We start from the raw sequence: 12,308 nt of genomic DNA on the forward strand, positions 1-12,308 counted from the left end.
TGATAAGCCTACTGTAGCGAGACATATGACAAAAATCAATATCTGTCATTTATTAACTGTCATTAGAGCCGAAAGAACTCACGCAGTAGCGTGATGATTTTGGCGCTCGCACAGTCTTTGTTGTGCGAGCGCTCTTCGCAAGACTTACCAGCCCTGGACGGTCGCGCCGTCGAAGATTTTGATTGTCTTGATTAGGATTAAGCCTTATGGCGCAGCCGCCAGACGGGTATTTGTCCAGCTCCCGGAAAGTTCGATGAACCACAGCTTATGAAGAGTAGCAATTAGTGAAGATAATTCTCAATAAGCGGGTACGGGCCTCGTTGGTTACCGCCCGTGCCAACGCTAAATCAATGGTTACAGCTGATATTCCACGTTATCCGTGTTTCAGTCATTGCTTTTTGAAGGGGTTAAATTTTAAAAATCGATTGGCTACCAATAGAGTTGTGGCAGGTGGCGTACCTGGTAGATAAACATTCCGTAAAAGGATGCTACTCACACCCCTTATATTGTTGGTCGCCCTACTACCAGCAACCAAAACCCTCAAACGGCTCAATAGAGTCTCGCGTTGCCCGTCACGCGGGACAATGGAGAGGTGGAACACCAATCAGGCTTCCCGGACAGCAACTATAGAACAGAGGGAGAGCAATGCGTCAACTACTTGTTCAGGTTCCACGGGGATGCGGTCAACAGGTTCTAGACATCGCCAACACTTGTAACGGAGCGAATCTTGCTCAGTTTGAAGCGACTGGGAAGGATGAACCATTAGACGTGGTAATCGTTCACGTCTCCAATGGCAAGGTTGAGGAACTGCTAGAAAAGTTAGAACCACTACCCAACTTGCACGTCACACTGCTCCCTCGTGGAGTAATAGCCTTGCAGCCTCCAGCATCAGAGGCACCCCAGCAGGTAAAAAATGTAGAGACACGCAGCCCAATCGAGATATTTCTTTCAGGTCTGCAAAGCGTTGGCTCCTGGAAAGGGTTTCTGGGGTATGCAGCGGCAGGGGGTGTGGTGGTCTGGATTGGCTTATTCACCAATAGTAGCTATCTTCTCGTTGCGGCAATGCTGATTGCACCCTTTGCAGGTCCAGCGATGAATGCGGCGATCGCTACAGCACGCGGTGATGGAGAACTGCTCAAGCGGAGTCTAATTCGCTACTTTTCAGCCCTTGCCGTGACAATCACCGTAGCTGGAGCGCTCAGCCTGATTTTGCAACAGGAAGTTGTGACATCCTCAATGAACGCAACCAGTACTGTCTCATCTGTGGCAGTGCTGCTTCCACTAATTGCAGGTGCGGCAGGTGCTCTCAATCTTGTCCAATCAGAGCGAAGTAGCCTCGTGTCAGGAGCAGCCGTTGGGATGCTGGTTGCGGCTTCACTAGCACCGCCTGCCGGAGTGGTGGGCATGGCAAGCGCGATGGGGCGATGGGATATGGCTTTGAATGGTGTCTTTGTACTCTTGCTGCAACTGGTCGGGATTAATTTATCAGCCTCCCTGATGTTCCGCACCTATGGGCTGACTGCTCAGGGAACCCGCTATAAACGTGGCAAGCAATGGGTGTTTCCGGTTGTCCTTGCCGCTACGGTGCTGCTGCTCTTGAGCTTGCTGACTTGGCAGTTTTCTACCTCCCCTGAGCTTCAGCGCAGCAGCCGTGAGCAGCGTGCCACTGCTCAGATTCAGAAGGTGGTAAATGATAGCGATTTGGCAAATCTGGTGGAAGCGAATGTTCATTTCCCTCCTGCGAATATCAAAGGGCAGAACACACTGCTAGGTACCGTTTATGTTCAGCGTCAAGCAGGTGTCACCCAGTCCTCTGAGGAGATTCGTTCCCACCTCACAAGCACTATTCAAACGCAGTTACTTGAGCAGGGGTTTAACGTGACACCGTTAATTGATGTCAGTGTTCTCGAAGCGCCGCAATAAACTATTGCACACTTAATTTATATGCAGTTAGTAGGCGAGAGTTTTGCTACTATAAATTGTTTCTTTATTTAGGGCGAAAGTTTGTATAGACAAAAAAGCACCTAATTATTTATGAACTTACGTCTGATTGAAGTATTCCTTCCTGAGGAGGATGCCCAGAAAGTACCAGAATTACTCCGAGACTATTCCTTAGTAGGGATTTGGCAGACCAACTTATACAACCATCAAAATCTCGTTAAAATACTGCTGTATGGGGCAGAAGCCGAAACTGCAATAGATCGGTTAGCCAATCATTTTTCTCAAGTTGATGAATTTCGCATTATTCTGCTTTCTGTAGAAGCATCTATCCCTGGACCTTTACTATAGCGCGTCTAAATGAGTTGTACAAAAGCATCATAATTTTTTAAGTTAGGAGGATTGAAAAGTTTGAAATTAAAGAAAAACTGAAATAATCGTTTAACTATTGAAAACTTTTTACAGATATAATAAAAACGTCGGATAAAGTTTTTGACTTGTAACCAAATCTCTTCTACTGGATTTTCTTCAGGAGCATAAGGGGCAAGAAAATGACAAATAATTGACCAATCTTTTTTGTCTTTTTCTTCATTTTCTGTAGCTAATAACTTTTTTACTTCTTCTCCTCTATGGTAAGAAGCACCATCCCAAATTAGGAGTAATTTTTGTTCAGGATGATGACTTTTAATCTCTTGCAGGAACTTGACTGTATTTTCTCCATTTCCCGCCGAATGATGTTTCTGCAACGGTAATTCTGTCATGGACTCATAATTTGATGGTTCTGCTCTCAACAGTTATTGCTGCCATTGGTCTATTACGGGATGACGGAACTATCATTATCGGTTCTATGGTCATAGCCCCTTTACTGGGTCCGAATATGGCATTATCGCTTGCCACAAATAGAGTTTCTGTAGTCATATAATTACGAATAAAAGACTTAAGGTTTCGGTTTTGAACTAGATTTATTCAGCTTTTCCCGTCGGACTTCTTCAACTTGACTGACTTGAAAAATTAGGGTGAATTTTTGACCCATTTCTTTTTCGACAAATGCTTCTAAAAGCTGCACCTGTTTGGGGGTCAAAACCTGACTACTGCGAACAGTCAGACGGACTTCGGGCGGGTTCGTCAACCAGTTGGATTCGCTTTTAATCAGTTCCACTCGCTGAAAGGTAATGGTTCGGTTCAGCAATGCCCGCTTCAGACTGGCTTCGAGTTGGGCTTGCCTGATCAATTCCGCAAAGCTCACACCTAAAGGAATGAGAAGTATAGCTGTCAAAGCCAATGCCCAACCGAGGGCTTTGTGGGCGCGATATAGCGGGGTGTAGCCGGCCATTAAAAAGGTCAGCATACAGGAGAGGGTAATTCCCAGCAAATTGGTTAAGTAGAGCAGGCTTGCCCCCCAACTGAGTGACCAATTAGCTTGAGATAAACCCAAGCCAACAACACAAATTGGTGGCATGAGAGCAACAGCGATCGCAGTTCCTGCCAAAGTACCAGAAACTTTGGGCTGAATTTTGGCAAAGCCACTGATTCCACCAGCAGCGACCGCAATTCCTAAGTCTAGTAATGTGGGTTTAGAACGAGCCAGAACTTCGCTCCCAAAGTCTGGCAGTCTTACCAAAGAACCCAGAAACCAAGCTAAAAAAATTGCGAGAATCGTCCCGACTACTACTGCCATTAAACCTTTGCGGAAGAGGACAACGTTGCCTTCTAATGCTCCAAATGCTAATCCTCGGATTGGCAACATCAGAGGAGCAATGATCATGGCACCGATAATTACAGCAGCACTATTGGAAAGAAGCCCAAAGGTAGCAATTACACAGGAGCCTATAATCAATACAAGATAGTTAAGATTGAGAGTTGATTCTTCCAACAAGTCAATTTGTATTTGGTTTAAATCCTGTGGAGCAACCTTTCTCTTGCTGAAATTATTAAAACGCTCCCGAATAGAGTTGAGCAAAATACTCTCCTTGAATCACCTCACTGACAATGACAATGATATTGCCCCTAATGGTTGTCACTTGATACACTCGTCAGTTGGTAGTGATCACAGCTTTTTCCTCATTTATCGCTGCTCTAACGCCTTCACTGCCGCCAAATATTGCTCCTCAATACAAGCGCGATCGCACTCCTGAGATACCTCCTCACGGCTACTATCCTGGAGCACCTGGGCATGACGCAGAAGCGCCGTCCGGTCTTTCTTTTTGTGGGTGTGTGTTGCAATAACGGCTATTGCTTCTAACATTCGGATTCTTACTGCTACATCCGATTTGCTGTATTGCCGAATCTGATTAAAGGCATCATCGGTTAGCCTCGCAAATGTCACCGGGTCGGCAATCACGCGCAGGTTGTTGTCGTCATCGTAACGGTAGGGAGAGGGAAAATCTCTTTCGGCTAGACGGCAGAGTCCTGCGCTTAACTGGTCAATACATTGGATGGCGGTAAACGGATCGTTAATGCCTGGGGAAATGGCACGAAGCGCGACTTCAACGAGTTCGTTGATACAAAACTCTATATCCTGCTGGTCAGTGCGTTCTTTACCCAAGATGAAAACATTATTGATTTGCTGGGTGAGCTTCTCATTAACCCGTTCCCCAGGCCAAACCATTAGTAATTCGCTTCCTTGCACAACAAACTTGCCGGGGCGAAGTTTGAGACGCATCAGGAGGTCTTTGGACTTGGCAACTTTCATCAACTTCTCGTCATCAATTGCCTGAATGTAACCGCTTTGGGTAGCCAGGACTGGTGCAGCTTCTTTGTCGAACCCGACTGGGATTTCCTCAACCCATCGTCGCCTAGTTTCTGGTAGATTTTGCCCCATCTTTTGGGGGAAGAGGCGATTGGTCGCCTTGTCCAGATCGCTGCCGACCTCCCCGATAACGTGCGACGCCTGAATCGTGGTTGAGGCGTGATGGATAAAGTAGATTAGCACGCCGATACTCGCGAGCGCCAGAACGATGGCGACTGTAACCGATATCTGCGGCACAAACACGTTGTAGTTATCCCCCCGGACTGTCCGCAGTACGAGCAAACAGTAGATAAATGTGGCGATGAACGTGCCGAGCACAACCTGATTGCCCGTGTCTTGCATAAAGTTACGCAGCAGTCGCGGACCAAACTGTGAGGATGCCAAAGTGAGAGCAACGATGGTAATCGAGAAGGCAGTACCAGCCACAGTAATCATCGATCCAGCGATGGTTGAAAGCATTGTACGCGCACCATCAGGACCTCCCGTGTAGATCCAAGATAACTTCTCAATTGATCCAGACTTGCCTGCTCGATCCAGAGATAGCATTGTGAACGCCAAAGCGATCGCCATACCAGCCATCAGTGTCGGCACGAACCAGTAGCTGGAGTGGAGTGAGTCCCAAAGTTTGCCTAACTTGATATTTTTCATCGACTATCGTTAACTGCTTGAGGCTCGTCACTTCCATTTCCATTCCTTTGCGCCCGTATTTCGGCAAGCTTCCTGAGTGAACCGCCGATGCTACGTGGCTTCGGCACTTGTTTGTTTCCAGCCGGCCATCCTTCTCGTTGACGTGAGCGATCGCCATCTGTCTCTTCGGTTTGGTCGTGAAAGAGAATCTGTTGCGTCGGGAAGGGCAGGTCAATTCCGTTGGCACTGAGCTTTTTCTTGATTGCAGAAAGAACCTTGTCTCGTGAGTCGAGAGCTTCTGCACGTCGCGGGGGGTTGATCCACCACCGGGCGCGGATGTTCACGGTACTTTCAGCAAGTTCCATTACCAAGGCATCGGGGGAGGGTTCCCTCAAGACATCATCCACGCTGGCGATCGCTTCCAAAATCAACTCCTTCGCTTGGTCAATATCGTCTCCATAGCCAATGCCAACATCATACTGAAGACGGCGGTTATCGAAGGCAGTATTCACCATCACTGAATTGGTGAACAGTTCAGCGTTCGGAATAACAATCCGGCGTCCATCATAAGTTCTGATTGTCGTGGCGCGTGTTTGGATATTTTCAACCGTTCCCTCGAAACTTTTGAAGACGATTTGGTCATCGATTTGGAACGGTTCAGTTAAAAGAATCAAAATCCCAGCCAGAAAGTTCTGAAGGATGTCGCGGAACGCAAAACCAATTGCCACACCACTAATACCCAGCAGTTGAACCAAATCTCCTGCCTTGAATGACGGAATAACAATGGATAACGCGACAAATAGACCGACTAAAATGGTAATTCCTTGGGACAAACGTCCGAGTACCAGCCCTAGATTCCGTGCCTGCCGATGCCTTCGGGTCAGGCGTCTGACCAGCGACCTGATACCCCTCGCCGCCAAATAAAAGAGCGCAAAGACGATTATCGCTAAGGCAATATTTGGCAGCATCAGTACCAGGCTGTCGATCATTGCCTGAATTTTTCCCCACGCTGTTGTTACTGAGTCTTTGGGATTCATAACTCCTCCACTTCAATCAAAGGTTGTGAATATTAATAACAATTAAAATTAATCTGACTACTCGTAGTATTGAAGCTTTCCGAGCAAAGCAGTGCGGGTTTTAGAAGAAAAAATAGCTTTAAATTTACTTTAATTCTTGAAATCAGTCAAGTTAAATAAGTCAACTGAAAACCCCTGGACAAGTCCGACTCTAAACTAATGCCTTAAGTATTTCTTCCTCAATTAGAGGGATGCTCGAAGCGTAAATACAGTGATTTCTGGTGGGCAGTTGAGCCGTATCGGTACGATGCTAAAACCAATCCCTCGGTTCACGTAAAGACGATTCCCCGACTGTCCATAGCCCTCAATCCAGCCATCAGCGTGTACTTCATCCTCCCTAATGAAAGTCAAGCAAGACCATTCTGGCGTGAAGGGCACGCGAAATTGCCCACCCTGTGTATACCCTCCCACAGCCAAAGAAGCAGTGTTAGGAGGTAAGGCATCAAAGGATTTTGGATTATGCATCATCACAAACCTTGGTGCTTCTTCCGGCACTGGGGCTAGCGCGAATCAATAACCTAAAGTGATTGACCGTCGATTTTGACCTAGATACCCCCACCTCAGTCCCATCTCCTTTCGGGTACGCCAAGTAGGCGGGTTTTCGTTAGTAAGTTCGACGGTTAATAACTTTAGGTTATTGATTCGATAACTAAAAATATTTGTTTTTATCTAGGTGCTGCTTTAAATTAAAGTCAAATTTAAAAAAAAAACCAAAGAAGCGTTGACTTCTTTGTACGGGACTTTAAAAAATGCCTAATCCTTTTACAGTTAATGGGATAGATTGGACTCCTATTCTCTGCCGCATCCGCGTTGAAGATGATCAAGACCTACCTAAGTACCCCGGCAACTTGAAAGTAGCGCTATTAAAACACGCGGGGTTAACGGATCACCCTAAAGCCGACGAAGCGTACCAAACGGCTGTAGACATTGCCAGGTTAACCACCGTAAGTGACCCTGAAATTGTTTACTGGTTTTCAAGGATTGCCCCTTTAATGACGCAGGCTAAGGATGAGCGGCGGGTCACATCCTCAACCTCTTGGTTTTCTCGCTAAAAGGTCGAATTCTTTTCATCGACATTAATCCTCCCCCAATTCATTAGGAGTTAGGGGAGGATTAGCGTTACTTATGGTTATCAGTTCCGTAACGTAATCCTTATTCCGATAACTCTCACTACGAGAATTACATTAGCGTCTGAAACAACGGTATATCGTTACTTGGGCTAATACCGAAAAATTATGGCGTACTAGGGGCGTAAATCTCTCCCTTAATGCGAATCCCCCCACTTGTTGCGATTGGCTCATAAGGTGGGGTGATGTTATGAGCGTTAATGTAAAGGTACCCATGTACCGCTAAGAAAGAGAAATACTTACTATCCTTACGTTTTACCTTAATTTTTTAAGAGCTTCTCAATTTGTGCCAGCCGTTTATCCATCCTGCATAATCTTGGTTTCTCTGACAGATAGAGAATAAGGACAACAAACTCAGGGTAATCGACATGATGAGGGCTGCATCAGGAGTCAGGAGAAAACTACCGTGGGCTGTTGTTACACTCATCGGAGTCATGGGGTTACTAGCACCCTTGCCAGGAAGAGTGGTAGGACAAGCTAATCCTCAAGAGTCAGCTCAACAGTCAGCCGAATTGGAGGAAGCCTTGCGGCTGAATCAACAGGTACTTCAGCTTTTAGACCTAGGGCAGTACGCTGCTGCCATGCCTTTGGCAGAACGTTCCTTGGCAATCTATGAGAAGGTACTGGGACTAGAGCATCCCTATGTTGCTACGACGTTCAACAATCTGGCAAATCTTTACCTGGAAATGGGGAACTACAGCTCTGCCGAACCTCTACTCCAACGCTCCTTGGTAATCCGCGAGAAGGTGCTGGGACCAGAGCATCCCGATGTTGCACAAAGTCTCAACAATCTGGCAACACTGTATCAGGATATGGGAAACTACAGCCAAGCCGAACCTCTCTACCAACGCGCCTTGGCAATCAATGAGAAAGTGCTGGGACCAGAGCATCCTGATGTTGCAAAAAGTCTCAACAATTTGGCATTGTTGTACCAAGTGCAGGGGAACTACAGCCAAGCTGAACGGCTGCACCAACGCTCCTTGGCAATCCGGGAAAAAGTGCTGGGCAAAGAGCATCCTTCTGTTGCCCTCAGTCTCAACAATCTGGCATTACTGTACCAGGCACAGGGGAACTACAGCCAAGCCGAACCTCTGTTCCAACGCTCCTTGGCAATCTCCGAGAAAGTGCTGGGTAAAGAGCATCCCGATGTTGCAAAAAGTCTCAACAATCTGGCAGGGCTGTACCACGCACAGGGAAACTACAGCCAAGCCGAACCTCTGTTCCAACGCTCCTTGGTAATCTATGAGAAAGTGCTGGGCAAAGAGCATCCCGATGTTGCAAAAAGTCTCAACAATTTGGCATTGTTGTACCAGGAAATGGGGAACTACAGCCAAGCCGAACCTCTCTACCAACGCTCCTTAGCAATCCTTGAAAAAGTGCTGGGTAAAGAGCATCCCCATGTTGCCCTCAGTCTCAACAATCTGGCTTCTCTGTACTTGGCACAGGGGAACATCGCCCGTACCCTTGAATTCTGGAGCCGTGGCACCAATATCGAAGAACGCAACCTTGCCCTCATCTTCACCACTGGCTCGGAAGCCCAGAAACGCGCCTACATCGGCACCCTCAGGGGTACAACCAACGGAACTGTCTCACTACACGTCCAAGACACACCTAACAACCCCGAAGCGGCCCGTCTCGCCCTGACTACTGTCCTCCAACGCAAAGGCATAGTCCTCGATGCTCTCACCGACAGCCTACAAACCTTGCGTCAAAACCTTAAACCCGAAGACCAGAAATTACTGAACGAACTGGCAGCTACTCGCTCCCAACTGGCGGCACTGCTGTTTAAGGGAACTGGTGATCTCCCACCCGACCAATACCGCCAGCTTTTTACCACCCTCAAAGCCCAAGCTGACCAACTCGAAGGCATCCTCTCAACACGCAGTGCTTTCTTCCGCACTGAATCCCGGCCCGTCACCATTGAAGCCGTACAGCCGCTCATTCCCGCCGATGCCGCCTTGGTAGAACTGATGTTGTACAGACCCTTCAACGCCAAAGCCACAAAACCAGGTCAAAAGTGGGGTGCCCCTCGCTACGTCGCCTACGTCCTGCACTCCACAGGTGAACCAAAATGGGTAGACTTAGGCGAAGCTGAACCCATCAACCAAGCGGTTGCTGACTTCCGCAAAGCCCTGCGCTCTACCCTTTCCTCTAATGTCAAGCCAGTCGCCCGGACGCTGGATGAAAAACTAATGCAGCCCGTTCGTAAGCTTCTGGGCAACAGCCGCACCGTGCTGCTTTCCCCGGACAGCCAACTTAACCTGATTCCTTTCGCTGCCTTGGTTGATGAAAATAATCGCTATCTGGTGGAAAACTACTCCATCTCCTACCTGAGTTCCGGACGCGACCTGTTGCGCCTCCAAAATCCCACCAAAAGCAGCTCCGCACCCGTGCTAATCGCTAATCCTGACTATGACAACCCTGGCAACCCGTCTGTGCCTGTTGCCACAATTCGCAGCACGAAAAACCAACGCTCTACAGACCTCGTCCAACTCCAGTTCGGTCCCTTACCCGGAACTGCCTCTGAAGCTGAAGCCATTGCCCCCATGCTACCAGGAGTCACGCTGCTGACTGGCATGGGGGCAACTGAAAATGCCCTCAAGCAACTCCAAAGTCCCTTCATTCTGCATATTGCGACTCACGGCTTCTTCCTCAATGACGTTCCCATCGGTGCATCGCCCGATTTCTCCCGCTCATTGTTTCAAGACCGTTCTTCCCTTGAACCAGTCCCCACTTCTGTTCCCCCCTCCCGTCTTACCACTGGCAACACCGAGAACCCCCTGCTGCGTTCTGGAATTGCTCTAGCCGGGTTCAACCCCCGTCAAAGTGGCAGTGAAGATGGAGTGCTGACGGCATTGGAAGCTGCCGGACTGAACCTATCGGGAACTGAGTTAGTGGTACTCTCAGCCTGTGAAACCGGACTGGGAGATGTTGTCAGTGGGGATGGCGTTTATGGCTTGCGTCGCGCCTTGGCCGTTGCTGGAACCGAAAGTCAGCTCATCAGCCTGTGGAAAGTCGATGATGAAGGCACCAAGGATTTGATGGTGAGCTATTACAAGCGCTTAATGGCTAATGTCGAGCGCTCTCAAGCTCTGCGTCAAACCCAGCTAGAAATGCTCCAGAATCCACAGTACCAACATCCTTACTATTGGGCCGCTTTTATCCCCTCTGGAGATTGGACGGCGATGCGGTAGCCTCTCGGTAGCTGCATCGGGTGTCAATGCCTCTGGCTGATGAGCACGCCGAAAATGGTTCTGCCGTTGAGCGCTTGACATATACTGATTATCTTCCGTTTTAGTCCTGGCTGTTTTTGAGTTTAGGTATCAGTTATTCTTATCAATCGAATACCCAAAAACTCTTTCTAATACCAATAACTCTCCCAACTGGAATTAGGGAACAGCCTAGCTTGAGGGTTTATCAGCTTGAGGTGAGAGAGAATAGCTCAATGTTGGGGACAATCATCAGTGTTGCATTGTCATCTACGAGGAAACTAAACAGAGAAAGCTGACCAGGAGATATGTTACCCTTACCAGTCTGGTGTACAGCTAGGTGACAAGGCGCACACAGAGGAATCAGGTTCTCTGGTCTATTATCCTCTGGGGTGAAGTTAGCGTGATGGACAGTGAGTGTTGCGATAGTTCGCTCGGACTTGGTAAAGTTCTTGGGTTTTTCACCGGGGCGTAAACAGTGCTTCCCGCAGTGACGACAGCGCCAAGAAGCCGCCTCTTTGATAGAGAGGGCGATATCTGACCAGTTCTTAGGGTAGCGCTGACGGTCTATGGGCACCTTTTAATGTTTTTCCATCGGGTGAGCGAGCGCGCAACAAAGGGAACATTATTGAAAACTATCTTATCCGTTAATTAAGCGGCTGTAACAACTTCTATGGTCTTGTCTATTGGTTGATTGAGGTTCAACTGAATCCGCAACTGTTCTAAGGGAATTTCCCATTTGGTATGCCATTCAATGCCAAATAAGGGTTTAGCTTCCTTTCCTCGCATCCATCCTCTTGATAAGGCATTCATATGTTGTTCGCAGAGTTCTGTATCTTCGATAGCCGTTTTCATTAAATTTTTAGCCAGCAGCGCTAAAAAGGTTGGAGATGGATAAATTTGGGCTGTATAAAAGGCTTCTAGCTCAATTTCTCCCGCTTTTGTCGTATCACAACCTGTTACCACATGCCAGATGTCATGCGTTTCTAGAAGATGAACGCCGGGGAATGAATAGTCATCAACGGTATCTGGTACTGAAGGGGGAGTTAAATTGTTTTTGAGCAGGTGGTCAGCATAGAGGTAGCCCAGTGTATTTTTGGGTAACTGATGAAGTTGTTGTAAATTAATTTTTCCCAGTCTGAAATGCTCTTTTAAAGCCTTCCGTCCTTGTTCATCGGCAGCGATAAACTTAATGATTTTTTTCAATTTATCGGGGCTATTGATAACGTTAGAGATGCGTCCAATTGCACCAAAGTCTCCATAGGGAGATTCTACAAGCTGCATGAAGCGGTATCCCGTGATTAGAGTCTGCCACTTTTGTTTTAATTGGGCTAGGATGCTCATTTTATTCTCCTTTATTAAGACGAATACATGGCTAAAAGGATTCTATCTCTATTCCAAAACTCTAGCCAGTTTTCAAGTTGTAAATTTGTAATATTGATAAAGTGACGTGTATTATACCAATTTCCTAAATACCTGCTACAGATAAAGCCTCTAAAATAAATTGCCATCCTGTCAAAGAACTAATGACTTGAGTACTTAATTGGCTCAAGATTTTTTGCACAGAATTTCTCAAATCCTG

At 47.3% G+C, this 12,308-nt stretch carries 11 protein-coding genes; 4 read left to right on the forward strand and 7 right to left on the reverse strand.

What is annotated here, in order from left to right; genetic code table 11:
* The first annotated feature begins 645 nt into the window (after nucleotides 1-645).
* Both NDI48_31990 and NDI48_31995 read left to right on the forward strand, forming a co-directional pair.
* Nucleotides 646-1,923 carry a DUF389 domain-containing protein gene (locus tag NDI48_31990; protein ID MEP0835792.1) on the forward strand — a complete coding sequence of 426 codons (1,278 nt, stop codon included), beginning with the start codon at nucleotides 646-648 and terminating at the stop codon, nucleotides 1,921-1,923.
* Between the two features lie 111 nt (nucleotides 1,924-2,034).
* Nucleotides 2,035-2,289: a hypothetical protein gene (locus tag NDI48_31995; protein MEP0835793.1), complete on the forward strand. Its 255-nt coding sequence runs from the start codon at nucleotides 2,035-2,037 to the stop codon at nucleotides 2,287-2,289.
* Nucleotides 2,290-2,294: 5 nt separating this feature from the next.
* Here the strand turns inward: NDI48_31995 and NDI48_32000 are convergent, their stop codons facing one another.
* The 5 genes from NDI48_32000 to NDI48_32020 form a co-directional block, all read right to left on the reverse strand.
* Entirely contained in the window at nucleotides 2,295-2,699 is a 405-nt protein-coding gene (locus NDI48_32000) for a transposase (protein MEP0835794.1), read from the reverse strand.
* Nucleotides 2,700-2,875: 176 nt separating this feature from the next.
* Entirely contained in the window at nucleotides 2,876-3,898 is a 1,023-nt protein-coding gene (locus NDI48_32005; GenBank protein MEP0835795.1) for a DUF389 domain-containing protein, read from the reverse strand.
* A 105-nt stretch (nucleotides 3,899-4,003) separates the two neighbouring features.
* A complete protein-coding gene (locus tag NDI48_32010; protein MEP0835796.1) occupies nucleotides 4,004-5,335 on the reverse strand; it encodes a DUF2254 domain-containing protein in 1,332 nt (443 codons plus the stop codon).
* On the reverse strand, nucleotides 5,332-6,351 hold the full coding sequence (locus NDI48_32015) for a mechanosensitive ion channel family protein (GenBank protein ID MEP0835797.1): 1,020 nt from the start codon (nucleotides 6,349-6,351) through the stop codon (nucleotides 5,332-5,334). Before NDI48_32015 ends, NDI48_32010 begins: the two co-directional genes overlap by 4 nt.
* A gap of 222 nt (nucleotides 6,352-6,573) precedes the next feature.
* Nucleotides 6,574-6,858: a hypothetical protein gene (locus tag NDI48_32020; GenBank protein ID MEP0835798.1), complete on the reverse strand. Its 285-nt coding sequence runs from the start codon at nucleotides 6,856-6,858 to the stop codon at nucleotides 6,574-6,576.
* A 281-nt stretch (nucleotides 6,859-7,139) separates the two neighbouring features.
* Between NDI48_32020 and NDI48_32025 the strand changes: the two genes are divergently transcribed.
* Together NDI48_32025 and NDI48_32030 are read left to right on the forward strand one after the other, a co-directional pair.
* Nucleotides 7,140-7,442, forward strand: coding sequence for a hypothetical protein (locus NDI48_32025; GenBank protein ID MEP0835799.1), 303 nt, complete (start codon nucleotides 7,140-7,142; stop codon nucleotides 7,440-7,442).
* Nucleotides 7,443-7,888: 446 nt separating this feature from the next.
* The gene (locus NDI48_32030; GenBank protein MEP0835800.1) at nucleotides 7,889-10,711 is read left to right on the forward strand and encodes a tetratricopeptide repeat protein; all 2,823 of its coding nucleotides are present in this window, start codon (nucleotides 7,889-7,891) and stop codon (nucleotides 10,709-10,711) included.
* 223 nt (nucleotides 10,712-10,934) lie between these two features.
* Here the strand turns inward: NDI48_32030 and NDI48_32035 are convergent, their stop codons facing one another.
* The gene (locus NDI48_32035; protein ID MEP0835801.1) at nucleotides 10,935-11,303 is read right to left on the reverse strand and encodes an HNH endonuclease; all 369 of its coding nucleotides are present in this window, start codon (nucleotides 11,301-11,303) and stop codon (nucleotides 10,935-10,937) included.
* A 74-nt stretch (nucleotides 11,304-11,377) separates the two neighbouring features.
* A complete protein-coding gene (locus NDI48_32040) occupies nucleotides 11,378-12,070 on the reverse strand; it encodes a Coq4 family protein (GenBank protein ID MEP0835802.1) in 693 nt (230 codons plus the stop codon).
* Between the last annotated feature and the right edge of the window lie 238 nt (nucleotides 12,071-12,308).

Origin of the sequence: Microcoleus sp. AS-A8 (genome assembly GCA_039962225.1) — a bacterium.
Lineage (GTDB): Bacteria > Cyanobacteriota > Cyanobacteriia > Cyanobacteriales > Coleofasciculaceae > Allocoleopsis.

What these genes read in the sequence shown, in the direction of transcription:
- NDI48_31990 (MEP0835792.1), top strand. Translation starts at nt 646, where the DNA reads ATGCGTCAACTACTTGTTCAGGTTCCACGGGGATGCGGTCAACAGGTT.
- NDI48_31995 (MEP0835793.1), top strand. Translation starts at nt 2,035, where the DNA reads ATGAACTTACGTCTGATTGAAGTATTCCTTCCTGAGGAGGATGCCCAG.
- NDI48_32000 (MEP0835794.1), bottom strand. Translation starts at nt 2,699, where the DNA reads ATGACAGAATTACCGTTGCAGAAACATCATTCGGCGGGAAATGGAGAA.
- NDI48_32010 (MEP0835796.1), bottom strand. Translation starts at nt 5,335, where the DNA reads ATGAAAAATATCAAGTTAGGCAAACTTTGGGACTCACTCCACTCCAGC.
- NDI48_32015 (MEP0835797.1), bottom strand. Translation starts at nt 6,351, where the DNA reads ATGAATCCCAAAGACTCAGTAACAACAGCGTGGGGAAAAATTCAGGCA.
- NDI48_32020 (MEP0835798.1), bottom strand. Translation starts at nt 6,858, where the DNA reads ATGATGCATAATCCAAAATCCTTTGATGCCTTACCTCCTAACACTGCT.
- NDI48_32025 (MEP0835799.1), top strand. Translation starts at nt 7,140, where the DNA reads ATGCCTAATCCTTTTACAGTTAATGGGATAGATTGGACTCCTATTCTC.
- NDI48_32030 (MEP0835800.1), top strand. Translation starts at nt 7,889, where the DNA reads ATGAGGGCTGCATCAGGAGTCAGGAGAAAACTACCGTGGGCTGTTGTT.
- NDI48_32040 (MEP0835802.1), bottom strand. Translation starts at nt 12,070, where the DNA reads ATGAGCATCCTAGCCCAATTAAAACAAAAGTGGCAGACTCTAATCACG.